A 25,127-nucleotide genomic window follows, 5' to 3' on the forward strand; every position below is an offset into this window, starting at 1 on the left:
GTCGAGTGCGCGGAGGCGCGGGAATGCACGACGACGCCGGGAACGACGAGACTCCCGTCGAGGAACCCGAGCGGTACGACGAGGACGAGACCGAGAACTCCGACGGGTACGCCGAGCCCGGTCCGTACGACGAGGACGAGGACGGCGGGGCGGAGGACACCGTCGTCCCCGGTGGCGAGGCGGCGGCCCGGGGGAGCGGTGCCGACTCGGCGCCCGACGTCTTCCTCGACGTCCCGCAGCTGAAGGTCGACAAGATCGAGCTGGACGTGGAGGACCTGCGGGCCCATGTCTCGCTCCAGGCCGAGGTACTGGACCTGCTGAAGCTGAACGTGGGTGCCGACGTCGCCCTCGGACGGGTGCACCTGGACATCTCGGGCGTGGAGGCGCAGGCCCGGCTCAAGGTGAGGCTCGACAACGTCGCGATGATCATCAACCGGGTGCTCACCACCCTCGACCGCAATCCGCAGATCCTGGAGGAACTGACGCGGGGTGTCGGATCGGCGGTGCGGGACGTCGGAGGCGGTGCCCGGCAGGCCGTCGGCGAACTCGGCAGCGGGGCGGGAAGGGCCGTCGAAGAGGTCGGGCGGGGCGCGGGCTCGGCGGTGGAGGACGTCGGCCGGGGCGCCGGGTCCGCCGTACGGGATGTCGGAGGTGGAGCCGGGCGCGCGGTGGAGGACGTCGGCGGCCAGGCCGGTCGGGCCGTGGGCGGCATCGGCGAGACCGCCGGTGACACGGTCCGGGAAACCGGCCGGGCCGTCGGACGCACCGCGGCGAAGGCGGAGGAGACCACCGGTGAGGCGCTCGGTGCGACGGGGAAGGCGGTCGGCCGGGCGGCGGAGGGCACGGCGCAGCGGGCCGCCGACACCGTCGAGGACACCGCCGAGGACGTCGCAGCGGACACCGCCGAGGGTGCGGAGGACGCCTCGGAAGCGGCACGGAGCGCCACGCGCGGCACCGCGTCGGCCGGACGCGGCACGGCCCGGCGAACGGCCGGGACGGCACGGAAGTCCGCCGGCGGAAGCGGCGGTGCCGAACGCGGCCGGGCCGCCCGGACCCGCCGTCCCCGCGACGACGGAGACGAGGACGACCAGCCCCGGCGGACCCCGCCCACCCGCCGCCGCGCCCCGGAGCAGCGGGACGAGCCGCCTTGAACGGCCGGCCGCCGAGAGCCCGGCGCCGCCGCCGGGCCGGCGGGTCGATCCCCCGCCGCACCTGATTCCGGCGCATCCCCGGAACCGGACATCTCGTTCGAGGCGACGGTTCGCGGTGACCGTCTCCGTTTCAAGGAGGAGCCCCGGACGGCCGTCGGCTTCACCGGGACCGGTGAACGGGAGTCGTCGTCCCGCAGCGAGCGGACGAACCTCCCCGACACGGTCGTCCCCGGCCAGGACTACCGCGACATCCTCGTCGGCTACCGTCTCGCCACCCGTCTGGTCCACGGGACGGAGAGCGCCCCGGACGGCGGAGACGACGGGAACGACGACGGAGCCCGCGACGGAGACGGTGACGGGGATGCGTCCGGCCGGTGAGCGGGCGGGACGACGCAGCATCCGCGCCGGGCGGCGGGCAGCCTCGGCACAACCGCACGGTGAGCAAGCCGGAATGCCGCCCCCGCCACGCCGGCGGATGCCTCTTCCGGGCCAGTGACCTGCTGCCGCACCGGATGATGCGGACGGAAGACGAGGTTGCCGGTGCGGTCGTGCCTCCGATTGCAGTACGTCGAGGTGTCACGTGCCGGCCTCGGGGGCAGGCAAGGTGTTGTTCGCTGCAGAACGCCTCAAGGGGGAGTCTTCGTGTCCACAGAGGGAAGGGACGCCGCGGCTTCACCGGAGAAGGCGGACGACACTCCGCTGCGGCGGGCCATCGGTCCTGGGCTGCTGGTTCTGTTCGTGATCGGTGACATTCTCGGAACCGGTATCTATGCCACCGTCGGCAAGGTCGCCGGCAAGATCGGCGGGGCATTGTGGCTGCCGTTCGCCCTCGGGTTTGTCGTGGCCCTCCTGACCGCGGCCTCGTACGTCGAGCTCGTCAGCAAGTATCCGAAGGCGGCCGGGGCCGCGCTGTACACCCAGAAGGCGTTCAAGGTTCCGTTCCTCACCTTCATCGTCGCCTTCATGGTCATGTGCTCGGGCCTTTCGTCGGCCAGCGCGGCGGCCCGCGCCTTCAGCGGCGACTACCTCGCCGAGTTCACGGATTTCTTCCCGCCCACTCTTGTGGCGCTTCTGTTCGTCCTCGCCCTGGCGGCCCTGAACCTGCGGGGTGTGTCGGAGTCCGTGAAGACCAATGTGGTCCTCACCCTGGTGGAGCTGACCGGTCTGCTCATCATTCTCGCGGTCGGTGCCTGGGCGGTCCTGACCGGCGAGGGCGAACCCTCCCGGCTCGGGGAGTTCCAGGCGGAGGGCACCGGATACGCACTGATCACCAGTGTGATGGGAGCGACAGCCCTCGGCTTCTTCTCCTTCGTCGGGTTCGAGGACTCCGTCAACATGGCCGAGGAGACCAAGGATCCGGTGCGTACATTCCCGCGTGCCATTTTCACCGGCGTTGCCGTCACCGGCGCCATCTACGTCCTGGTCGCTCTGTTCTCCTCCCTGCTCGTCGACTACCGCGTACTGGAGAGTTCGAGCGGTCCGCTGCTGGAAGTGGTCAAGGCCGGCGGCATCGGCTTTCCGCCCAGACTGTTCGCGCTGATCGCCCTGTTCGCCGTCACCAACTCGGCTCTGATCAACATCATGATGGCGTCCCGCCTGTGTTACGGCATGGCCAACGAACGGATTCTGCCCCGCGTCATGGGACGTGTTCTTCCCCGGCGCCGCACTCCGGTGGTCAGCATCGTCTTCGTTTCGCTTCTTGCCGTCGGCCTGGTTTCCACCGGGGAGATCGCGGGCCTCGGCGACACCACGGCTTTTTTGCTTCTGTGCGTCTTTGCCGTGGTCAACATCACCGTCCTTGTGCTGCGCCGTGACCGTGTGGCGCACGAACACTTCCGTACGCCGACACCTTTGCCGGTGCTCGGTGCGATCACTGCTCTGCTTCTGGCCAGCCCGCTGTCCGAACGGCCCGTCGATGTCTACATCAGGGCGGGTGTGCTGCTGGTCATCGGAATCGGGCTGTGGGGGCTCAACAGGGCGGTGATGAAAGCACGCGGTGAGGTGTGAGCCGTGACAATCCCGCTTGCCGGCTCCGTCATGGCCGCCCTGGGGAACCGACGGGGCCGATCGCTTCCGAGTCCGGCGGGAACAGGCCGTGACGGCACGGGGGACGCATGAGCGAGCGGAATCCGGTTCCGCTCGCCCTGCCGTGGCCGGTCCCCGAGCCCTGTGGCCCGGGGCAGGCGTCGGCCTGTCCGCACCCCTGCTGTTCCCCATGTTCCTCGCCGCCGTGGCTTTGTGGCCGGCGAAAGGCGCACCTGCCCTTCCCCGTCCGGTGGACAGAAGCACAACCGAGGGGCGGGACGCTGCGTCGGTCACGGGGAAAGCTGCCGAGACATGAGAGACATGAGGGGGACATGAGAACGAAGGGGTGCACGATGTTACGGACCAGCGGTCGTCTCGGATCCCCGGTGAGCCGGCGCACGCTGCTCGTGGCCGGTACGGCCACCGCCACGGCCCTGCTCACGGCCACATCCGCTCACGCGTCGAACGGCATCACCGGCCGTTTGCGCGCACTGGAGGAGGAGTACGGGGCCCAGCTGGGCGTCTACGCCCACAACGTCCGTACCGGGGAGACGATCCGGCACCGCGCCGACACGCCGTTCCCGATCTGCTCCCTGTTCAAGCCGCTCGCGGCCGCGGCTGTGCTGCGCGACATGGACCGCGACGGCGAGGTGCTGTCCCGCCGGATCCACTACACCGCGGACGACCTGGTCGACAACTCGGACAAGACGAAAGAGAACCTGGCCTCGGGGATGACGATCGCCGAGCTGTGCGACGTCGCGATCCGCTGGAGCGACAACACCGCGGGCAATCTGCTCCTGCGCGAGCTGGGCGGCCCCACGGCGATCACCCGTTTCGCCCGTTCGCTCGGCGACCCGGTGACCCGGCTGGACCGCTGGGAGACGGAGCTGAACTCGGCGGAGCCATGGCGGGTCACGGACACCACGAGCCCGCGCGCGATCGGCCGTACCTACGCCCGGCTCGTCCTCGGCGATGCGCTGAGCCGGCCCGACCGCTCACTGCTCACGCACTGGCTGCTGCACAACCAGACCAGCGGCACCCGCCTGCGCGCAGGTCTGCCCGGCACCTGGACGGTCGCGGACAAGACAGGGGCTGGTGCCTACGCCGCCAACAACAATGTGGGCATCGCCTGGACGGAGGACGGCACACCGCTCGTGCTCGCCATCCTGTCCCGCACGTTCGACCAGGACGCCGCACAGGACGACACACTGATCGCGAGGGCCGCGGCCACACTGGCCGACGCCCTGCGCTGACGCGGCCTTCGCGGACGCACGGCGTGACAGAGGGAGCCCTGGATTTCCTGCCGTACGGGGAAACCCAGGGTGCGGCCTCTCATACCGACGCGACGTCATCCGTGCTCTCGCACAGAGCACTCCGCCCCGCTGGACGAGCTCCAGCGGGGCGGAACCGGCAGCATCCCAGGAAGCGGCCGTCCGGACGCATGGCCTCGCGGACCGCAGGGTCCACACCGTCGCCGGTGCACGCCGGCGGTGTGGACCCTGCGGTGGAGGACCTCCCTCAGGCGAGGGAGGCCAGGTACTTCTCGATGGCCCCGGCGGCGACGGCCGGGCCGTTCACCTTGCGCATGCTGTCCCGCATCCGCTGCACACGCTCCGCGATGCCGCTGTCCGCGGCCACCGAGTCCACCGTCCGGCGCAGGCTCTGGACGGTGACCTCCGCGCGGGGCAGATGACGCCCCAGGCCGAGTTCTTCGACGCGCACCGCGTTGGCCCGCTGCTCGTTCATCTGCGGCACGGCGACCATGGGGACGCCGTAGTAGAGCGACTCCATGGTGCTGTTCATGCCGGCGTGGGTCAGGAAGACGCGGGCGTGCCGCAGGACGTCGAGCTGCGGTACGTGGCGCCGTACCTCGAAGTTGGCCGGAATCGACGTCAGATCGGCCGGGTCGATGTGGTCGCCCACGGCCATGACCACATGCCACTCCGAGCCGCCGAACGCCTCGAGGGCGAGGGGGAAGAACTCCGGCCAGCCGGTGGCGGCGGTGCCCAGGGAGATCAGCAGTACCGGCCGGTCCGCCGAGGCGGGCTGCCAGGACCCCTGGAAGGCCGAGCGGTCGCCGAGGCAGGGGCCGGCGAACACGAAGCGCTCGTCGAAGGTGTCACCGTCGAAGTGGAACTCGCGGGGAAGGAAGATGATGCCGAGCTTCTCCACGTGCCCCATGAAGGCGCCGATGTCGGGCGGGAGGTTGAAGCCGGGCAGCAGTTCCACCAGCTTCTGGGCCATCTCCAGCACCTTGGGGTCGTCCGGAGCGGCGAGGGGGAACTTCTCCGAAATGTTGAAGGTCTCGCTCACCCCGTACGACGGGAAGAGCCGCACCGCGGGAAGGCTGTGCTGTGCGGCGTAGAAACGCGCGCCCCACGCCATGAAGTCGTGCACGACGACGTCGGGACGGTCGTCTCCGTAGGAGCCGCTCACCTGCTCGTGGAGCGCGAGGGCCTCCTCCAGGCAGCGAAGGCCCTCGCCGGCCATCGTCTCCTCGTTGTACGGGCTTCGGTAGAACTCCCCGAAGGGGGACGTGTAGCGGATGGGCGTCGCTCCCACGGCTTTGATGGCGGGGACGAAGTAGTCCGTGGCCGTACAGGTCACCCGGTGCCCGCGCGCGACCAGTTCCTCCACCACGCCGAGAGTCGGGTTGACGTGCCCGATCGCGGGAAAGGTGAAGAAGGCGATGTGAGCCATTTCTCTCCTTTATGGCATTGTGTGCTCGCCCGTGTGCTCGTGGTGCCGCGCCCGCCGGACCGCTTCCGTCGTCCGGGCCTCCGGTGGTTCCTCCCCCATCCGTGTTCGGGCAGCGCATGGGTCACAGGGGCGCGACCGGGCCGTCGGCCGCCCCTCCTCTGCGGGGCGGACATCTGCTCATGGCCGCCACGAGCAGGAACACTCCGGGAACGCACCACAGTGCCGCGCCCATGGCGTCGGCACAGGCGTCCCCGGCAGCGGTCGTTCCCGCGAGCGCACCGAAGAAGACCGCGCCGATGGCGGCGATTCCGGCGGCGGAGCCGAACCGGGGCGGCGTGTGGATCACTCCGGCACCGGCGCCCGCGTCGCATGACGGCAGGGTGCCGAGCCGGCCACCGGTGATCAGCAGGACCGCGGTGGTCAGGGAGTACCCCGCCACGGCCCACTGCGCCGCGGCGAAGCCGATGCCGAGGGCCTGCCGGAAGCCGGGGAGCGAGACCGCCACGATGTCGGCGTCCAGGCCGTCGAGGAACGGGGCGGCACCCAGGACGCCCAGCACCGCCCGGCGGCGCCGCGACCGGCCCTCCTGCTCCGCCGTCTTCTCACGCTGCGTCTCCGTGCTCGTGGCGCGGACCATTGTGACGGCTCCTCGGGTAGTCGCTGTCTGCTCCGGCCGGAGTCGCCGACGACACCCGGGGAGGCCTGAGGGCCATTACATCAGCCGGGACTTGAGTGACGGTCGAGTCACGGTCGAGCCGCTGGTCCGGGCATCCCGGACCGCCCCCGGCCGCCGGGATACGGCACCCCACGGTGCTCGGCCGTGACACCGACCCCACGGTCTGGTATGCCGTCGGAGCCCCGGCCGAGGCCGTCGATGCGCGCACCTGCGCGCCGGGTGGCAGGGGACGCAGGACCGGACGTTTTGAGGGGGCGGCCCGCCGTCATCGGCGGCTTCCGAACGCCGGTCAGGACAACGACTGCCTCGGCACCACGATCAGCGCCCAGGACACCGTGCTGCCGTCACGCACCAGAGCCCGCTCCCCCCTGGGAAGGACCATTTCTCCACGACATCGGCCTCACCACGACGGACGGACCCGCGGACGTGGTGGAACTGCCGCCGGGAGGGCAAGCTGCCGCTCCTGCTCTCCGGCGAGGGAGGAAGCGGCTGCGCGGAGACGGCGCGCGGCCGTCCTCTAGTCGGCCGCCGCCTCGGCGGGGGACGCCTCCTGGTCGAGGCTCTCCGCCAGTTCCGCGAAGACCGCTGCTCCCCTGCCGGGGGAGAGGTCCACCGCGGCGAGCGCGGGGGCCAGCGTCACGCTGGGCAGGAGGTGGCGCAGCAGGACGCAGATCCGGTCGGGCAGGTCCTCGTAATTGCTGAGGGCCTGCGACATCGCCTGGATCCCGGCGAAGGAGCCCACGATGACGTCGGCGGTCTCGGACGGCACGACATGGGGCAGCAGCTCGCCCTGGGCCTGGGCCTTCTCCAGGAGGTCCCCGATTATCTCCCCCCAGCGCAGGAAGGGCCCGCTGCGGTCGAGGCCCTTGGCCTGCTGGTCCAGGGACAGCCGTACACCGGCGCGGACCATGGGGTCGGTCTGCAGGCGGTGGGCGTGCAGCAGGATCACGTCCACGAGCTGCTGGACCTTGGAGGGCCGGTCGGGCACGACCAACTGCTGGTCCTGCTCGCTGAGCACTCCCTGGGCCAGGTCCTCCTTGGACTGGAAGTGGAAGTACAGGGCCCCCTTGGTGACCCCCGCCGTGGTGAGGATCTCCGTGATCGTGGCCGCCTGGTAGCCGCGCTCCTCGAACACCTTGGCCGCTGCCGCCAGAATCGTCCTGCGCGTGCGAATGGCACGGTCCTGCTTCGCCACTTCCGTCTCCTTCGCTCACCGGCCGCGGTGACAGCGACAAACCGGTTAAAAAAACCGCCGAGTTTGTATCTTACTCGCCGTGGGGCAGGAGAAAGATCAGGTCCGCCCGCCGAGACGTATGACAAGACATGTGAACGGTGGAGCGGGCGGAGCGTGAGTCCGGGGACATCTGTGGAGGGGGGAGCGATGATTCTTGTGACGGGCGCGACCGGAACGGTGGGCCGCGAGGTGGTCCGCTGCCTGCCGCCGGACGTACCGGTGCGACTGCTGACCAGGGATCCCGCGCGCCTGACGGCCTCCACTCCCTCCGCCGAGGTGGTCACCGGGGACTACGCGGACCCGGGCACGCTGCGGAGAGCGCTACGGGGGGTGCGCCGGGCCTTTCTCGTCACCAACTGGGTCACCAGGGACAGCGACGCCGCGTTCCTGCGGGCGGCGCGGGCGGAAGGCGTGGAGCAGGTCGTGAAGCTCTCCGCGGCCGCGGTCGCCGACGAGGGAGCCGACGACCTGATCACCCGCTGGCAGCGGACGAACGAAGCGCTGCTGCGCGACTCCGGAATGGCGTGGACCCTCCTGCGGCCCCGCGCCTTCATGTCCAACTGCATGTCCTGGGCACCCTCCATCCGGTCCCGGGGCGTGGTCTCGGCCCTGTACGGGACGTCGGTCAACGCCTGCATCGACCCGCGGGACATCGCGGCCGTGGCGGTGCGCGCCCTCACCGAGGACGGCCACGAGGGCAGGGTGTACACGCTGACCGGTCCCCGGGCGATCAGCGCGGTGGAGCAGACGGAACAGCTCGGAAGGGTGCTGGGCCGGCCTCTGCGCTTCGAGGAGCTCACGGAGGAGCAGGCCAGGGCCCACCTGTCGCGCCGTCATCCGGAGGAGCTGGTGGAGGCGCTGCTCAGCAGCGCGCGGCGGCAGATGGCGGGGGCCAAGGCGCGGGTGGAGAACACCGTCGCGGAGGTGACCGGCCGTCCGGCGAGAACTTTCGCCGAATGGGCCCACGACCACGCGCATGCCTTCGCGTCCTTGGCCGGCGCTCCGGGGGAGAGAGGCTGACGGCCGCCGCGGCCGGCCGCGGCGGCCCGTGCCGACCGGAGACAGCCGAGGGCAGCCGCAGCCCGGCCATGCGACCACGGTGAAGGTGAACACGGCGGTCCCGTCCTGCTGCCCGGCCCCGAGCACCCGCCCCCCGCCGGGCGTCTTCGCGGGCCGCCGCCGCGCTTCGGTCGTGCACGGCGCGTCCAGCCCGGCGCACTGGAGGAACTCACCGGTGATGCCGACCGGGAGAAACCCGGTGCGGTCCAGGACCGCGGCCGGCGCCCAGCGGGCGGCTTCCACTGCGAGACCCCGCACGGTCGGCGGTGAGAGGGCGGTCGGCGTTGCGTGCCCGGAGGGTCTGCATACACAAACCAGCAAGTCGGTTTGTTATTATCGTGACGGGTGGTGATCGAGCCCGCCGCCTCGTCCGCGCCCCGGCGATGCCGTGCACCGAATACGCCGGCCTGCCCGCTCCCTCAAGCGCGGCGACCCGCGGCAGTGGACCCGCGGACGGCAAGGACACAACGGGGTTTGTCGCCGGGACCCCGCAGTCAGGAGAGACAACCGATGGTCAAGCAGGAGCGCGCCCTCCGCGCACGCCGGTCACTGGTCCGAGCCGCAGCCGAGGTGTTCGCCGAGAAGGGATTCGCGCCCGCGTCGCTCACGGCGGTCAGCACGAGGAATCGAGCGACTCTCCTGTCTGAATTGCCTTGGAAGGTAAGGGAAGTGGGTGCGGTGCGGCCCTGTGGCCACGCCGTGACGTAATAAAAAACGGTCCAGACGGTTTCATATTGACAAACCAACCTCCCTGTTCTGTACTCGCAGCACGCCGGGAACCAGCTCTCAGGACCACGGACATCCGACAACAGTCACGACTCATCCACGGGGATAGGGGAGACGGCATGGACATCGCTGTACTGGGCGCGCTGGCCGTCAAGGAGAACGGGATCCCGGTGACCCCGACGGCACCGAAGCCTCGTCAGGTTCTGGCCATGCTGGCACTGCACGCCGACCGGATGGTGCCCGTGGCCGCCCTCATCGAGGAACTCTGGGGGGACTGCCCGCCGCGCAGCGCGCGCACCACCCTGCAGACGTATGTCCTGCAACTGCGGGAGCTGATCGCGAAGGCGCTGGAGCACGACCCCGAGGGCACCGCACCGCGTACCGCCAAGGACGTGCTCGTCACCCTGCCCGGGGGCTACATGCTCAACACCTCGGGCGGCACCAGCGACGTCCGGGAGTTCGAGCGGTTGGCCGGAACGGGCTACCGGGCCATGGACGCCGAGGACTACGCGGGTGCCGCCCGCCGGCTGCGCGAGGCCCTGGCGCTGTGGAACGGCGCGGCCCTCGCCGACGTACGGACCGGGACGCACCTGGAGATGCAGGTCCGGCGCCTGGAGGAGAGCCGGCTGTGCGCGCTCGACCGGCGCATCGAGGCCGACCTGCGCCTGGGGCGGCACCGCGAGATCCTGGGCGAACTGAGCATGCTGGTCACCCGCTACCGCACCCACGAGAACCTGCACGGCCAGTTCATGCTGGCGCTGCACCGCTCGGGCCGCCGGAGCGAGGCCCTCGGCGTCTACCAGCGGCTGCGCAACGCGCTGGTGCGGGAACTCGGCCTCGAGCCGTCTCCCTCGCTGCGCCGGATACAGCGCTCCGTCCTGCTGGCCGACCTCGAATCCGCCTTCGACACGGCGCCCACCGCAGCGGGTGAGCGCCTCAGCCGCGTCGGATGACACACCGTCGCCCATCGCCCGGCGCGGGAAGGAGACCGAGGCGCAGGCAAGGCCGGAACGCACGCGCCGCAGGCTGCTCCACGCGGGTGCGGAGACGTTCGACCGCAACGGCTGCGCCAACGCGACACCGGAGCGGATCGCCGGCCCGCGGGATGACGAAGGGAGCCCCGTACTTCCACTTCGCCATCCAAGGACGGGCCGGCCGACGCAGTGCGGGAGCAGAGCCGGGTGATGCCGCGCGCCTTCGCCGACGAGCAGCGCCGGACCGGCCCGGCCCCGGTACAGGCCCTCGCCGAAGCCGCATGACGGCGCCCGCGCACGGTACGTCCCGCAGCCGGTCGCATCCCACAGGGCCGGACGCGCGAACCGCTGTATGCGCCTGGGGGCGGGCTCGGAGGCTCACCAGGGCAAGGGCCCCCGCACGTCGAAGAAGCCTCCCGTGGGGCCGTCGGGGCCCACCTGCGCCATACGGACAATGATCTCGGCACCCTCTTCGACGGTCTGGGTGCCGGTGTTCCCGTTGAGATCGGTCCTGGTGTAACCGGGCTCCACCGCGTTGATGCGCATGGCCGGGAACGCCTTCGCGTACTGCACAGTGATCATGTTGAGTGCCGCCTTCGAGGCCGGGTACGCAACGCCCGGGTAGGCGTGGGTCGGGGTGCCGGGGGTGGTGACCCGGGTGAGGGAGGCCAGACCGCTGCTGAGGTTGACCACGACCGGGGAAGCGGACCGCTGCAGCAGCGGCAGGAACGCGTGGGTGACTCTCACCAGGCCGAAGACATTGGTCTCGAACACCTCCCGCATCATGTCGGCGGTGACGTCCGCGGCGCCGATCACCTCGTTGTCCTCGGTTCTCCCCTCGACGCCGGCATTGTTGATCAGCACGTCCAGTCCGCCCTCCGCCTCGATGGTCCTGGCCGCGGCCGCGACGGAGGCGTCGTCGGTGACATCGAGCTGTACGGTCCGCGCACCCAGCCGCTCGGCGGCCCGACGGCCGCGCTCGGGGTCACGGCTGCCGATGTAGACGGTGTGGCCTGCGGCGACGAGACGCCGCGCGGTCTCGAAGCCGAGGCCCTTGTTCGCTCCGGTGATCAGTGTTCTCGTCATGTCTCCACCGTGCTGCGGCACCTTTCGGTCAGCCAGGCGTCCGTCTTTCCTGGGACTGGCAGTACCAGGCAAGCCGGACGACGGGCGGTGCACACTGGCAGGCATGGCGACGGAATTCGGACAGGCGGTGCGCCGGTGGCGCGACCGGATCCCGCCCGAGGCGGTCGGGCTGCCCGTCGGCGCGCCCCGGCGCACGACCGGACTGCGCCGTGAGGAGCTGGCCATGCTCGCCGGGATGTCCGTCGACTACGTCACCCGGCTCGAACAGGGCCGCGCCACCCATCCCTCACCCCAGATCGTCGAGGCACTGGCCAGGGCACTGCGGCTGTCGGGGGACGAGCGCGCCCACCTGTTCCGGCTGGCCGGACTCGCCCCGCCGGGCCCGCGGACGGTACCGGCGTACATCACCCCGAGTGTCCAGCGGCTGCTCGACAGACTGACGGGAACACCCGTGGCGGTCTACGACGCCTCCTGGACCCTCCTGACGGCCAACGCGCCGTACGCGGCCCTGATGGGGGATCCGTCCGGGTGGCGCGGCAACGAGCGCAACGCCGTGTGGCGCCACTTCCTCGGCCCCGGCAGCCGGACCCGCCACACGCCTCAATCCCTGCGCGCCTTCGAGGCGGCCCTGGTCGCCGACCTGCGCGCGGCGGCCGGCCGTTACCCGGCCGACCGGCGACTGCAGCGGCTGATCACGGAACTGCGCGCGGCCAGCGACCGATTCGCCGCGCTGTGGGACGCCGGTGCCGTCGGCCACCACGAGGCCGCACGCAAGACCATCGACCACCCCCAAGCAGGACCCCTGACACTGGACTGCGACGTACTCACCGTGGCGGGCAGCGACCTTCGGATCATGATCTACACGGCGGAACCCGGCACCGAGGACGCCGAACGCCTCGCCCTGCTGACCGTGCTCGGCACCCAGACGCTTGCCGATCCCGCCGACTGACACGCGCACAGCCGAAGACCAGGATCCATCCCTGGGGCACCAGGGTGCCGGACAAGGGGAAGCAAGGGGAAGGAAGCGGGGACGCGGGGGCCCCGGAATTCCCGGGCGGCAGCCGGTGACCGACGAGGTACCGCGCCGTCGAGAGCCGCCCCGAGAAGCCGCCGTGGCCGTCGCACAGCCGCCGTCCCAGCCCGCCACGATCGACCCGGCAAGGTCCGGGAAGCGATCCGCTCGCCGGCCGGGGCGAAGCGCGCACGGACGGCTCGAGCGAGACTCCGATCCGGTACCAGCGAGGCGTCCATGTTCCCGCGCACACGTCCCCGGACGGGGGAGCGGCCGTAGGCGGCCGACGGGGCGGGGATGCCGTGCCCGGAGGAAGACCGCTTGACCTGTGGAAGACCGCTTGAGCGTCGCTGGAGAAAACGGGAGAGGCGGCGAGAACAGGGCTAGCGTGCTCGGAACCGACGGCTCTGAGCCATCGGGGGAGCTCGACCGTTACGGAAGGAAAACCGTGGACATCCAGGTTCTGGGCCCCTTGAAAGCCGACATCGACGGGGTGTCGATCGTTCCCACCGCGGGCAAGCCGCGACAGATCCTCGCGCTGCTCGCCTTCTGCCCGGGCCGGGTCATGCCGGTGCCCACGCTGATGGAGGAGATCTGGGGCACCGACCTGCCGCGGAGCGCCATGACCACCCTGCAGACGTACATCCTTCAGCTGCGGCGTCACCTGGGCGCCGCGATGGGACCGGACGCCCCCGGCTCGGCGAAGGACGTGCTGGCCACCCGACACGGCGGATACCTGCTGCGGATCCCGCCGGAGTCCGTGGACGTGCACCGGTACGAGCAGCTGGTGGCGGCGGGGCGGAGCGCCTTCGACGCGGGGGAGGACGAGCGGGCCGCCGGCCTGTTCCGCAAAGCACTGGACATGTGGCAGGGGCCGGCCCTGGTCGACATGCGTGTTGGCCCGGTGCTGGAGATCGAGGTCATGCGGCTGGAGGAGAGCCGTCTCGGCATCATCGAACAGCGGATCGACGCCGATCTGCGCCTGGGCCGGCACAGCGAACTCCTCGCCGAACTCACCGACCTGATAGCCCGTCACCCCCAGCACGAGGGGCTGCACTCCCAGGCCATGGTGGCGCTGTACCGCTCCGGACGGCAGGCCGCGGCGCTCGACGTCTACCGCGGACTGCGCACGCGGCTGATCGAGGAGCTGGGGGTGGAGCCGTCCCCGCGGCTGCAGCGCCTGCACCAGGCCATGCTCACCGTGGACCCGGCGCTGGATGCGGTGTCCGGTCCGCGCCGCACCTCCACCTTCGACCTCTACGCGGCCTGAGACCGGCCGCGCCGCAAGACGCCCCGGCGGTCTCCGAATCCGGCGACCCGGGCAGGAGAAGACGGGACATGCACGACGGTCGGCCGGTACGACTGCACTGTTGCGCACACGCCGGAGCCGGCGTCTCCTCCCTCCACGGCCGGCCCGCCGGCCTCGGCCGCGGGGCCGAGTCGGTACCGCACCTGCTGCCGGGGCGCGATGCCAGGCGCCACGAACCCTGGGCGACCGACGCGACGTGCTGCTCGCCGACCCGACGGGACGCTTCACCGGGACCCCGCCCAAAACCGTACGTGCTGTTGTACGGGCACAGCCCGGCGCGCTGGTCGCCTCCGCCCTGACCCGTGCCCTGCACAGGCCGAATTCAATTCCTGGCAGAAATAAAAGCTCACCCTTCCCGGACTCTTTGTGTCAGGCTGGTTCTGCTGTTCACCGCACTGAGGGGGTACATATGACGGACGTGCCGAACGAGAGCAAGAACGAGGGCTCGACTCGTGACAAATTCCGCGAGGCGCTCGAACGCAAGAAGAAAATGTCCCGGGCCAGGCGGGCGCACGAAGAGGGCCGTATGAAGGTCAAGAGCATGAGCGGCCCGGCGGGCAAGAAGCGGTACTTCCGGCGGAAGGCTGGCTGAACTGGGGCGCGGCGCCTCCTTCCGCAGAGACGGGCCGCCCTGGGCTGCCGTGATCGTTCCCGATGAGGAAAGGTCACGGCAGCCCTCTTCTCATGCCGTCGGAACAACGGATCCACGGCGAGACGCGACGGAATCCCGGACCTCCTCGCAGAACCCACCACAAGGCCTCGGGAAAACCAGTCCAGAATTTCTGGAATTTCACTTGAAAATTACTTGAGAAGTGCTGCCGGCCGGGTGCACCGGAGCACCACGGGCGCGTCGGCCGAGCATCGCGGTCCGCACCCGCCACGACTCCGGCACCGCCGTGGCCGACCGAGCCCGGGACACGGATCGCGGCGGCGCCGGTGCGGTGGGAGCCGTGGGGCTTCAGCAGAATGCGCACGCCCGCGTCGGCCTCCTCGGCGCACGGGATACGAGCGGTACGTCCCACAGGGCGGGCTCTTCCCGCGTGAGGAGCCGGGCACGATGTGCCTCCGTGCCGCATGGATCCGATCCGGCCGGCCGGGTGTCCCGCTTGCGGGGGAGGGGAGAGAAAGAGATGAGAACCGTCCGCCTGTTCCGGCAAGGCGCCTGAAGGGGCCCCTATAGCACCTTTGCCGGGCGCCCGTCCACTGCTCGTGGATTGTCGTTTGTGCAAGGTCCGTGGCCACGGTCGATCAAGTATGTTCAGCGGTTACCGCGCCGGTCATGGGTACGGGGGATGTGATGGCAGTGGTTGCCTTACCGGACGAGTCCGGTCTCGACGACCGGGTTCCGTTTCTCGCACGCCTGGAGAAGGGCGAGCGCGAGGCCTTGCTCGGTCTCGGGCGTGAGCTGACCTTCAAGGCCCGGGACGTGCTGTTGCACCAGCACGAGCCGTCGTCGTACGTCCTGTTCGTCACGCACGGCTGGACGAAGGTGACCGCCACCGCCGTCAACGGCTATGTCGCGCTGCTCGCCCTGCGCGGCCCCGGTGACATCGTCGGCGAGTCGGCCGCACTCACGGGGCGGCCGCGGTCGGCGACGGTCACCGCGCTCGAGACGGTGCGCGCGGTCGCCGTCGACCGTGCCCGCTTCGTCCGCTTCCTTTCCGACTCCCCCGCGGTCTCCGGGGCCCTGCTCGCCCTCACGTCCGACAGGATGCGCGCCGCTGACCGGCGCCGCCTGGAGTTCGCCTCGATGAGCGTCCGCGAGCGGCTCGCCGTGCTGCTCCTGGAACTGGCCCACAGCAACGCCCGTTCCACCGAGTCGGGCGTCGAACTCCTCGTTCCGCTCAGCAAGCAGGAGCTCGCGGGCTCGGTGGGCGCGTCCCGGGAGGCGGTGCAGCGGCTGCTCAAGGAGCTGAGGGACCGGGGCGTGGTGGTGACCGGGAGACGGACGCTTCGGATCCTGCGGATGGACGTGCTGCGCAAGCTCGCCCGGACGGAGAGGTGAGGCCACCGGCCGAGGGGCCGTCGCGGCGGCCCGGCGGTAGGGGCAAGAGGAACCGGCTCGGTGGAGCAGTCCGGGAACTGTGCACACGGTCACACTCGCAGTGAGTCATCCGTCCTCTCGGCGAAGGCGCCCCAGAGGCCACTCTTTTCGCCCGACGCGTGGTTTCCCACAGGAAGGGCGAGCATGACCGACCCAGTGAGCCGGACGATCCTCCTGCTCGACATCGAAAGGTTCAGCGACCGGGACGACATCGAGCAGGCCTACCTGCGGCGGATGCTCTACGACATCACCGACCGCGTTCTCGAGCACGCGGGCATCGACAAAACGCTGCGGCTGCGCGCCGACCGGGGCGACTCCGTCATGGAGCTGATCGACGCCAACGCGTCCGTGCCGGGGCTGCTGCGCGCCCTGATCACCGAGGTGCCGAGCCAGTTGCGCGCCGTCAACCGCATGGCGTCGAACTCGGCGCAGATCCGCCTGCGGGGCGTGGTGGCGACGGGATACGTCGCCGTCGACGAACACGGCGGCTGGGTCGGCTCCGACCTCAACCACGCCTGCCGGATCCTTGACGCGCAGTTGCTGCGCGACGCCCTGCGTGAACGCGCGGACGACTTCGCGCTGTGCGTGTCGGACCCCGTCTACCAAGGGATCGTGCGGCACGACCACCCCGGCATCCCGGCGGACGACTTCCACGCGGTGACCGTGGACAGCAAGAACGGACCGCTGCGGGCCTGGCTGCGCGGCCCGGTGCCGGGTGGCACGGGCCGGGTCGACGACCACAGTGACACGGGGGAAGGGGGAGCCCCGGTGCCGGGTGATCCGGGGGACGGCCCGGCACCGGGGCGCCACGGCCCCGCGTCCGCGTCGCCTCCCGCGGACGCCTCGTCCCCGTCCGGTTCCGGCGGCGCCTCCGGGTCCGCCGCCCGCGTCGTGTTCACTTTCAACGGCGGCTCTCCCAGCTTCGGCGGCAGCCTGGTCGCAGGGAACCAGTACGGCGTGTCCGGCGGGCAGGTCGGCGGTGATGTGCACCTCGGCGGGCCCGGAGGCGGATCGGCATGACGGAGACGCAGATGTCGCCCGTGCCGGGCCCCGCCGAGGAGATGCCCGGTACGGAACCGGGGTCCCTTGACCACGCGGACGACGGGACCGAGCCGGAGGAACGCACCCAGGAGGCACGGGCCGCGCAGCGCGAACTGTTCGCGCACACGCCGGGATTCATCCTGGAATCGGCCGCCTCCTTCGGCGGCAGCCTGATCGGCGGTGCCCAGTACGGTGTGTCCGGCGGTCAAGTGCGGGGAGACGTGTATCTCGGCGGCAGAACGGAGATCCATCACCACGGCCCGGCGGCAGCCTCGTACGTCTCCGGCGAGATTCCGCGTGAGCGGCTCGACGCGCTGGCCGCGGCCTTCGTCGAGGGGCCCGTTTTCGCCACCGCCCTGCGCCGGCTGCGCGAGGAACGCGTTCTCGTCCTGTCCGGCGCCCATGCCTGCGGGCGGTACACCGCCGCGCAGATGCTGCTGCACCGCCTGAAGACGCCCGCCGTGTACGCCCTGCCCTCGGAGACCACGCCCGCCACTCTGCCCGGCCAGCTCACCCGGAGCGGCGGGTATGTCCTGCGCGACCTGCCGCTGACCCGCAACCGTCCGCTGCGGGACACCCACCTGTACGCCGCCGCCGACCAGGTGCGCAAGACCGGCGGCTACCTGGTGGTGACGGTCGATAAGTCGCCGTTTTTGCACGGGGTCGTTCCGGTGGTGTGGGAACCGCCGGACACCGAGGCCGTCGTCCGGGCCCACCTGGCGGTGAAACGCGGTGGTGACGACCTGGAGCGGCTGCTCGCGCTCGCGCCCGTGCGGGACTTCCTGTCCCGCGACGGACACGGCCCGGCCCAGGCGGCGGAGTTCGCCGAGATGCTCGCCGGATACGACGGGACCGCGGACGCGATGGCGCGGCTGGAGGACTTCGGGCAGGCCGCGGTGGAGAAACAGTGCCGGGACCGGCTGTCCGACACGCAGGCCGGCCTGCGGGACAAGGCGTTCCTGATCGCGCTCGCCGTGTTCGACAGAGCCCCCTACGTCCTGGCCGCCGAGTTCGCCGACCGGCTGTTCGTGCACCTGCAGCGGCTCCAGAGACCGGAGGAGCCCCCGGAGATCCCGGTGTTCGGGGAGGCGGCGGACATCCGGCTGGAGCGGGCCGGCGCCGAAGGGGAGATGCGTTCCGAGGACACCGAGTGGGGGCCGGTACCGCAGTTCACCGCGTTCTTCCCGCGAGAGGACATCCCGCGCGTCCTGCTGTCCGAGGTCTGGACCGGCCACCCCTCGGCCCGGCCCGCGCTGGTCACCTGGCTGAAGGAACTGGCACGCGACAGACGGCCCGTCGTCCGGACCCGGGCCGCGGCGGCAGCCGCTCTGCTCGCCCAGGCCGACCTGTCCTCGGCGGTGGCCCTGCTCATCGACGGCTGGGCTGTCTCCAGTGCCTTCGGGGCCCGGGTCACCGCGGCGAACACCCTCGTGCTCGCCCAGCTCCTGGACGCACCCGCCGTACTGCAACTGCTCACCCAGTGGTGCACGGACAGGCACTGGGCCCGCCGCTGGACCGCGATCCGCGCCTTCGGTCTGCTCGCACCGCTGCGTCCGGACCTGGCGGGCCATGCGCTCGGCGCGCTTGCGGCCCGTGCCCGCGCCGAGAGCAGCAACCCGGCCGAGCGCAACAACCTCGTCGAATCGACGGCGCTGCTGCTGTCCGTGGGCGCGCGGCGCGGCGAAATGCTCTCCGAACTGGTGCGGCTGCTGCAGCACGACACACCCGCGGTCCGTTCGCTCGCGCTGCAGGCGTTCACCCGCGCCTGCGACAACGCCGAGGAGGGGGCGCTCGTCGAGTGGTACGCCGACACCGGCATGTACGAGGCCGATTCGGCCCGCGACGTGGCCGTGCTGTGGCGCACCGCCCTCGGGGACCGCGCGCACACCCGTCAGGCCCTGGACGCGTTGCACACCTGGGTGTACGTGGCCCAGCACCGGCCGGATGCGGCCCAGGCCCTGGAACTTCTGCTTCCCGCGCTGGTGGTGACGGCCGCCGACCGCGACCGGCTCGACCACGAGTTGCGCACGCTGCGCGCCGAGGACGGCAGTCCGCACCGCCCGCCGGTCGCCGACCGGCTGCTGGCGGTGCTGCACTCGGCCGCCGCGTCCCCCGAGAACCGGCACTACGCAAGGAGCTGACCCATGGCGGACTTCCGCCGTCAACCGGAGTGGCAGCAACAGGCCGACCGGCACAGCACGTTGATCGACCCGGTGCTCACCGTGCGGCCGATCTCCAGGTTCGACTACACCGCCCGGCGGCCCGTCACCGCGATCGACCACGCACTGGTCTTCGCCACCGCCGGCGGCACCTACGACGTCTACGTCCCGCCGCATCGCCCCACCCGGAAGGACGCGGCGACCCGCCGCTACGTCTCGGTGTACGAGGTGGACATGGGAAGCCACCCGGTGCGGCTGGAAGTGGAACTGCCGAGCGACGACGACGCCTTCTCCTTCGGCGCGGCCGTCGACCTGACCTGGCGGGTGTCGGACCCGGAGGCGTTCGTGCGCAGCGGCGAGCGCGACGTGCCCGCGCGTCTGGCCCGCGAGTTCCAGCAGATCGCGCGCCCCGCCAGCCGCAAGTTCGCCATCGAGGACAGCCCCGCGGCGGAGGCCGCCGTACAACAGGCGGTGGACGGGAGCGTCTTCGCGGCGGGCACCGGGCTCGACGTCACCTGCATGGTGCGGCTGCGGCTGGACGACGAGGCTGTCGCGCACCGGCGGCGGCAGCGGTCGCTGCGCTATGAGTCGGAGATGCTGGATCCGGAGCACGCGTTCCGGATGCGGCAGGTGCAGCAGCAGTACGAGCTGCAGATGCTGTGGCAGCGGCAGCAGTACCAGTTGATGGCCGAGAAGATCCGTTTCTACCAGTACCACCTGCAGTACGGCGGGGTCGGTGCCTGGGCACTGCATCTCGCCGCGCACCCCGAGGACACGCAGCTCGTCATCAACAACATCCACCAGGATCAGCTCGCGTTCATCAGGACGCAGCTGGAGCTCATCAGCGGGGACGAGCTGGAGGACTACCAGAAGGCTGAATCCCTCAAGCAGATCCGCAGAGAGATCGACGACCTGATCCGCCGCCGGAGCACGGTCCCCGGGGCGCAGGGTGCGCTGCCCGCGGGCGCGCCGCAGCCGGCCGGAGCGCACGGCGGCCCGCACGGTGCGGCGGTGCCGGAGGCGTACACGGGGCAGGCACCGGAGGCGAGCGGGGCGCCGCAGCCGGGAGTGCCGCAGCCGGGAACCGCGGGACCGCAGGACGTACCCGGACCGCAGCCCGGTGTCACCCCGCCCGTGCCACCACCGGATGCGTTCGGTACGCCGACGGCGGCCCCGTCCTACGGCGCGGGGACACCGGTGCCGCCGCCACCGCCGTACGCACCCGGCAGGATGCCGCCGGCCACGCCTGCCATGCCCTGCTCCGGTGTTCCCGGCGCCTTTCCCGGGGCCGCCCCCGCACCACCGTCCGACCGGGGGGCCTCGCCCGCCGCGCCCGCGCCGTCCGTTCCGCCCGGACCAGTGCCCGCCGTACCACCGGCCCGGCCGGCGCCTGCTCCCTCCCACGCCCCGGGAGACGTTCCCGCGCCGCCGGCCGGGGACGTGCGGACCGACGAGCCACCGCGGGCACAGGACACCGCGCAGGAGCGCGCACAGGCCGACGGCCACCGGCACGGCCAGGACAACGGCGACGGGGACCCGACGTGACGGGGCCGGAACCCACCGCCTCTCCAGGAGCCAGGGCCGGCGAGCGGCTGCTGACCGAGATGCGGGGCGAGATCGCACGGGCCGACAGCAAGGCCGCCGTGCTGGTGGCCGCGCTGGGAGTGACGGCGGGCCTGTTCAGCGGACTGCTGGCCGGACGGAAATGGGATCCGGGGACGCTCTCGGCTCCGGGAAGCACGTTGTGGTGGGCCGGGGTCGCGGCGCATGCCGTCTCCCTGTTCGCCCTGCTGCTCGCCGTCCTGCCCCGCTACCGCTTCGGCGCCTGGGCTCCCGGCCGGCCCCTGTGCTACTTCGGCGACGTGCAGCAGGCCGCCCGCGCCGGACGGCTGGCCGAGGCACTCGCCGAGACGGAACGCGATCCCACCGCCGGGCTGACGGCCGCGCTCGCCCAGGCAAGCCGTATCGCCGTCCGCAAGCACCAGTGGATCCGCGTCGGCCTGACCGCCTTCTCCATCGGCACGGTGCTGCTGCCCGCGGCGCTGCTGGTCGGCTGACGTCCCCACCCGAACAGAAGGAATGCCATGTCCCAACCCCCCGATCCGACAGCACCGCGCCCACAGCCCCACGCCGCGGTGCCGCCGCCCCCGCCGTACCCGGCAGGCGCACCCTCGTACCCCGGGGGAGTGCCTGCCCATCCCGGTGGAGCGCCGGTGTACCCCGGAGAAGCACCCGCGTATCCCGGTGAAGCCCCCACGTACCCGGGAGACATGACGCCCCACCCGGCTGACCCGTCGGCTCACGGAGGCGACACAGGAGGCGGTCCGGTCCGCCCGGCGGACCCGGGCCCGGATCCCACCGGCTTCCACGGGTATTCCGCAGGACCGCGCCCGCATCCCGGAACAGGGCCGCGGTATCCGGAGTCCCCGGTGGGCACCCCGCCTCTTCCCGCGACCGCCCCACACCCGCCGGCGGAAGGGATGATCCGTCCCGAGGGGACGATCACCCCCGGGGTTCCGTACCCGGCCGCGGCGCCGCACCACTCCGGCATCGCCTCGCCGCCGTATCCGGGCGGTGCCGCGGCCGGGTTCACCGCCGGCCCTCCCGCCCCGCTTGCGCACCCCGCCCCGCCCTCGCCTGCCCCGCACCCGCCCGTCGCACCCCCGAAGCCGCCGGCCCCCGGTACCCCGCCGCTGCCCGCCATCGCTCCGGACGACCTGGACTACCGGCACCTGGGCTCCCGCATCAATGTCGCCGCTCACCAGCGGGGAGCCGATGCCACGGCGGTGGGACAGCTCATGGTGCACCTGCCGGGTGCCCTGGTGAGCGCGGTGCTCGTGTTCGCGGTGGGCCTGGCGATGGGCGGCACCGCGGTCGCCTGGCTCGTCCTGCTGGCGTGGCTGGCGGCGGGCGGGCTCGTCTTCCACCGCCCCACGGAACTGCTGTTCGCCCGCCGGGTGCTGGGGTTACGGCCACCGACACCGGAGGAATGGGCGCGGCTCGCACCCGTATGGCGGGAGGTGACCGCTCGCGCGGGCATCGAGGCGCACACCTACGAGCTGCTGGTGGAGAACAGCGAGGAGCTGAACGCGGTGGCCGCCGCCGGCCACGTGGTCGGCGTCACGACGTACACCCTGCGGGAGATCCCGAGCAGCAACCTCGCTGCCGTTCTCGCCCATGAACTGGGCCACCACATCGGAGGCCACGCATGGGCGGGCCTGCTCGGCCACTGGTACGCGCTGCCGGGCCGGATCGCCTGGTGGGTCACCAAGTTCCTGGCCGGCGTGCTCGTGCTGGTGGCCAGCAGGATCTCCGTGATGGTGACCGGGGTCCTGGTGCTGTTCATGGGGATGGTCGCGGTTGCCGCCCTCGTGTCCGCCTGGTTCGTCACGATCCCCCTGCTGCTCGCCCCCTATCTGCTGGCCTTCGCCGGCCGCAAGGGCGAGCTGCGCGCCGACCAGCAGGCCGCCGAACTCGGTTTCGCCCCGAAGATGGTGGAAGTGCTGCACTTCCTCCAGGCCCAGCAGGAGGCCGAGCGGGCCCGTGCCGCAGCGGCCGGGAAGCGGCTGAAGAAGCCGGGTGCACTGGCCCGCCTTCTGTCCACGCATCCCGAGCCGCATGACCGCATACGCGCTCTGGAGCCCTATCTCCGGGTCGGCCTGTGAATCGGCAAAGGGAGTACGGCGGACACCGGACACGCCGAAGGGCGCTCGCCTTCCGCAGGTGACCGCCCCCTTCGGCGGGCCCCGCCTGCTGGGCACACGTCCTCACGAAGCCCACGGCGCTCCGCAGGGGCCCGCGGCACCCCTGCGGGCCCCGCACCTTCAGGTTCTGTCCGGCGGATCACTGACGGAGCCAGGGCCGGATCGCTGCGGCGGTGACGGTCGCGGTCGAAGCCGACGGGCCTGCCGCCTTCTCCGCCTTTGCGTGGCCGGCCAACCCGCTGGTCCTTCGGTTCCGGGACCGTGTGCCGGATGCGGCGTCTTCGCACACAGCGGCGGTTACGGCGGGAGCTGTGCGCCCTTGTCACCACTGACGTGACCAGGCCGGGTACGGGGGCGTCCGCCTCGCTCGTGCCCCCTCCGGCCTGGGCTTTTCGGCCGGCTGTGGATACGGGGCTGACAGGTGAGCTGATCGTCGAACCGTACAGGATCCGCCGGCACACGCCTTCGACGGGAGAGGCACGCCGTCGGGGCGGAGTCAGCAGCCGGGGCCGATCGGCGGAGAGGATGTCAGGGCGAGCGCGGCGTTCCGCAGCTCGGCCGCCCACGTCCGCTGGTCAAGCCCCAGCACGTACTTGATGCACACGTGGCACCCGCACGGCGGGGAGCAGCGATACGAACGATCGCTCCTCGGCAGTTTCGGCCTCCGTCTCCCACCAGTCATCCGACGCCAGGTCGGCGGGAGCGATTTCCCCATGGAGCAGCCGTGCCGCCAGCCGACGCAGCGCGTGGCGCCGTGCCAGACCCGGATCAGGCAACTCGATTCCGGCCTCGGAGAGTGCTTGCTCGAACGCGTCGCGGATGTCGCGGGTGTCCGCGTTGCGCGGCAAGCCGGCGAGCTCGCACAACGCCGGGGTGTCCAGCCCGGCTGCGAGTGCCTCGGCAGCAAGCATCGGCAGGTCCTCCGAGTAGATCTCACCCGCCTGGTAACGACACGCCACCTCACCCAGGAGGGCCGGCCCCCTTTGAGGCGAGGACTCCGGCTCTGGTGCCGTTCCTGCTGCTCCCATGACTCATATGATGCCGACAGTTCCCATGGAGGGTTGCCCACGGTTCGCGCGAACCCACAGGAGTCTCAGCCCTGTTCGCGTATGGCTGCCCCACCCGGCAAGCAGCTTCCCGCAGTTGAAGTGACGCTCGGTCAGGGGCGGAGCGGGGACCGATGGCCTTCACGGGTGGGCCCCACACCTGCCCGGCCCGGCACTGGCCCGTGCGCAGGACGCGACAAGCCTCAAGGCCTCTTCGAGCAGCCGCCCTCCCTGCGCCGGCCGACGAACTCCTGCCCGACCGGGAGCAAGACCCGGCAAGGCAAGCCGCTGCCGGAGGAGGAAGAACCGGCGGTGTACGGCTCATGCGTCCGCGTCTCCCTGCTTGATCTTGATCCAGTCGCGGGAACGGCGCCCGGGCAAGTAGGGGCTGGTGAGCCGTTTGGCGACCACGCCGTCGAAGCCTTCCCGGACGGATTGCTCGAATGCCTGGGAGGCGAGCGCGGGCCAGGCGGCGGGCACGGCGACACCGGGTCCGGTCAGATTGAGATCGTCCAGCAGATCCCGGCGCGAGGTATAGGGCAGCTGCACCGTGGGCTCGCCCAGATAGAGGATGTCGAAGATCGTCAGCTGAACGGGCAGATCCCGGGTCGCGTGGGCGACCGCGTCCGGATGGCGCAGGCTCATCCGCTGCTGCAACCGCTCCACCGAGGGACGGCCCTTGCTGTCCAGAGCGACGATCTCGGCGTCGAGCACCGCCTCCGGAACGGGCAGCGCGGAAGCCAGCGACCGGAATTCCGGGTACTGGGCAGTGACGTCCAGCCCCGTCGCCGAGAGCAGGCGGACGGTGCCGTCGCCGGGCAGATGGACGAGGACCCGGGCGCCGTTCCACAGTGTCTCGTACGCATACTCGGCTTCGGTCTCCGGTGCGGGCAGCGGGCCGATCACCGCAAGCATCGGTGACAGCAGAGGCAGTACGTCCCGCGAGGCCGACGACAAGTGCACACTCATGGCTGTTTCCACCTGACTCCCGTGAGGCGTTGTCGACCGCCCTGCTCAGCGGCAAAGAGGCTGCTCAGGTGCCGTGTGGTGCCGGCCGACCGCCTGCGCGTCGCATACAGCGCCCCATGCAGCGCCGCGTCCGTCCGGCAGGCGCCTGTGACCGCATGCGGGGCGTGCGTCACGCTCCCAGGCTGACGTGCGGTCTCCGCGTTGCCACCAGG

Annotated in this window: 21 protein-coding genes and 1 pseudogene; 15 read left to right on the forward strand and 7 right to left on the reverse strand. The window is 71.3% G+C overall.

What is annotated here, in order from left to right:
* Positions 1-23 precede the first annotated feature (23 nt).
* The 3 genes from ABD224_RS17470 (at position 24) to bla (ending at position 4,429) form a co-directional block, all read left to right on the forward strand.
* Complete coding sequence (locus ABD224_RS17470) at positions 24-1,151, forward strand: hypothetical protein (RefSeq protein ID WP_344050770.1); 1,128 nt, start codon at positions 24-26, stop codon at positions 1,149-1,151.
* 642 nt (positions 1,152-1,793) lie between these two features.
* Positions 1,794-3,158 carry an APC family permease gene (locus ABD224_RS17475; protein ID WP_344050772.1) on the forward strand — a complete coding sequence of 455 codons (1,365 nt, stop codon included), beginning with the start codon at positions 1,794-1,796 and terminating at the stop codon, positions 3,156-3,158.
* 371 nt (positions 3,159-3,529) lie between these two features.
* Positions 3,530-4,429, forward strand: a complete 900-nt coding sequence (bla, locus tag ABD224_RS17480; protein ID WP_344050774.1) for a class A beta-lactamase — start codon at positions 3,530-3,532, stop codon at positions 4,427-4,429.
* A 265-nt stretch (positions 4,430-4,694) separates the two neighbouring features.
* Here bla and ABD224_RS17485 read toward each other — a convergent pair whose 3' ends face one another.
* Positions 4,695-5,876, reverse strand: coding sequence for a macrolide family glycosyltransferase (locus ABD224_RS17485; protein WP_344050776.1), 1,182 nt, complete (start codon positions 5,874-5,876; stop codon positions 4,695-4,697).
* Between the two features lie 121 nt (positions 5,877-5,997).
* Positions 5,998-6,513 carry a hypothetical protein gene (locus tag ABD224_RS17490; protein ID WP_344050778.1) on the reverse strand — a complete coding sequence of 172 codons (516 nt, stop codon included), beginning with the start codon at positions 6,511-6,513 and terminating at the stop codon, positions 5,998-6,000.
* Between the two features lie 173 nt (positions 6,514-6,686).
* Here ABD224_RS17490 and ABD224_RS17495 point away from each other — a divergent pair, with 173 nt between their 5' ends.
* A complete protein-coding gene (locus ABD224_RS17495; RefSeq protein ID WP_344050835.1) occupies positions 6,687-7,073 on the forward strand; it encodes a DUF6009 family protein in 387 nt (128 codons plus the stop codon).
* Here ABD224_RS17495 and ABD224_RS17500 read toward each other — a convergent pair.
* On the reverse strand, positions 7,070-7,747 hold the full coding sequence (locus ABD224_RS17500) for a ScbR family autoregulator-binding transcription factor (RefSeq protein ID WP_344050780.1): 678 nt from the start codon (positions 7,745-7,747) through the stop codon (positions 7,070-7,072). The genes ABD224_RS17495 and ABD224_RS17500 overlap by 4 nt on opposite strands.
* Before the next feature lie 186 nt (positions 7,748-7,933).
* Here ABD224_RS17500 and ABD224_RS17505 point away from each other — a divergent pair, with 186 nt between their 5' ends.
* Positions 7,934-8,806, forward strand: a complete 873-nt coding sequence (locus tag ABD224_RS17505) for an SDR family oxidoreductase (RefSeq protein ID WP_344050783.1) — start codon at positions 7,934-7,936, stop codon at positions 8,804-8,806.
* Positions 8,807-9,690: 884 nt separating this feature from the next.
* Complete coding sequence (locus tag ABD224_RS17510; RefSeq protein ID WP_344050785.1) at positions 9,691-10,524, forward strand: AfsR/SARP family transcriptional regulator; 834 nt, start codon at positions 9,691-9,693, stop codon at positions 10,522-10,524.
* A 399-nt stretch (positions 10,525-10,923) separates the two neighbouring features.
* On the opposite strand, the gene ABD224_RS17515 is transcribed toward ABD224_RS17510, so the two are convergent.
* A complete protein-coding gene (locus ABD224_RS17515; RefSeq protein ID WP_344050787.1) occupies positions 10,924-11,631 on the reverse strand; it encodes an SDR family oxidoreductase in 708 nt (235 codons plus the stop codon).
* Between the two features lie 103 nt (positions 11,632-11,734).
* On the opposite strand from ABD224_RS17515, the gene ABD224_RS17520 reads away from it, so the two are divergent.
* The 9 genes from ABD224_RS17520 (at position 11,735) to ABD224_RS17565 (ending at position 22,861) form a co-directional block, all read left to right on the forward strand.
* Positions 11,735-12,580, forward strand: a complete 846-nt coding sequence (locus ABD224_RS17520) for a helix-turn-helix transcriptional regulator (RefSeq protein WP_344050789.1) — start codon at positions 11,735-11,737, stop codon at positions 12,578-12,580.
* 511 nt (positions 12,581-13,091) lie between these two features.
* Positions 13,092-13,913: an AfsR/SARP family transcriptional regulator gene (locus ABD224_RS17525; protein WP_344050792.1), complete on the forward strand. Its 822-nt coding sequence runs from the start codon at positions 13,092-13,094 to the stop codon at positions 13,911-13,913.
* A gap of 448 nt (positions 13,914-14,361) precedes the next feature.
* Positions 14,362-14,544 carry a DUF5302 domain-containing protein gene (locus ABD224_RS17530; RefSeq protein ID WP_344050794.1) on the forward strand — a complete coding sequence of 61 codons (183 nt, stop codon included), beginning with the start codon at positions 14,362-14,364 and terminating at the stop codon, positions 14,542-14,544.
* 705 nt (positions 14,545-15,249) lie between these two features.
* The gene (locus ABD224_RS17540; RefSeq protein ID WP_344050796.1) at positions 15,250-15,957 is read left to right on the forward strand and encodes a Crp/Fnr family transcriptional regulator; all 708 of its coding nucleotides are present in this window, start codon (positions 15,250-15,252) and stop codon (positions 15,955-15,957) included.
* 183 nt (positions 15,958-16,140) lie between these two features.
* On the forward strand, positions 16,141-17,016 hold the full coding sequence (locus ABD224_RS17545) for a hypothetical protein (protein WP_344050799.1): 876 nt from the start codon (positions 16,141-16,143) through the stop codon (positions 17,014-17,016).
* Positions 17,013-19,178 carry a hypothetical protein gene (locus ABD224_RS17550; RefSeq protein ID WP_344050801.1) on the forward strand — a complete coding sequence of 722 codons (2,166 nt, stop codon included), beginning with the start codon at positions 17,013-17,015 and terminating at the stop codon, positions 19,176-19,178. The genes ABD224_RS17545 and ABD224_RS17550 overlap by 4 nt, the downstream gene beginning before the upstream one ends.
* A 3-nt stretch (positions 19,179-19,181) precedes the next feature.
* A complete protein-coding gene (locus tag ABD224_RS17555; RefSeq protein ID WP_344050803.1) occupies positions 19,182-20,741 on the forward strand; it encodes a hypothetical protein in 1,560 nt (519 codons plus the stop codon).
* Entirely contained in the window at positions 20,738-21,253 is a 516-nt protein-coding gene (locus ABD224_RS17560; protein WP_425580993.1) for a Pycsar system effector family protein, read from the forward strand. The genes ABD224_RS17555 and ABD224_RS17560 overlap by 4 nt, the downstream gene beginning before the upstream one ends.
* A 423-nt stretch (positions 21,254-21,676) precedes the next feature.
* Complete coding sequence (locus tag ABD224_RS17565; RefSeq protein WP_344050805.1) at positions 21,677-22,861, forward strand: M48 family metalloprotease; 1,185 nt, start codon at positions 21,677-21,679, stop codon at positions 22,859-22,861.
* A gap of 206 nt (positions 22,862-23,067) precedes the next feature.
* Here the strand turns inward: ABD224_RS17565 and ABD224_RS17570 are convergent.
* The 3 genes and pseudogenes from ABD224_RS17570 to ABD224_RS17580 form a co-directional block, all read right to left on the reverse strand.
* Positions 23,068-23,263 (reverse strand): annotated as a pseudogene (locus tag ABD224_RS17570) (IS5/IS1182 family transposase); the annotation flags it as partial.
* 212 nt (positions 23,264-23,475) lie between these two features.
* The gene (locus ABD224_RS17575) at positions 23,476-23,811 is read right to left on the reverse strand and encodes a hypothetical protein (protein ID WP_344050807.1); all 336 of its coding nucleotides are present in this window, start codon (positions 23,809-23,811) and stop codon (positions 23,476-23,478) included.
* A 456-nt stretch (positions 23,812-24,267) separates the two neighbouring features.
* Entirely contained in the window at positions 24,268-24,915 is a 648-nt protein-coding gene (locus ABD224_RS17580; RefSeq protein WP_344050809.1) for an ATP-dependent DNA ligase, read from the reverse strand.
* Positions 24,916-25,127: the final 212 nt, after the last annotated feature.

It is taken from the genome of Streptomyces thermoalcalitolerans, assembly GCF_039525155.1.
GTDB lineage: Bacteria > Actinomycetota > Actinomycetes > Streptomycetales > Streptomycetaceae > Streptomyces > Streptomyces thermovulgaris.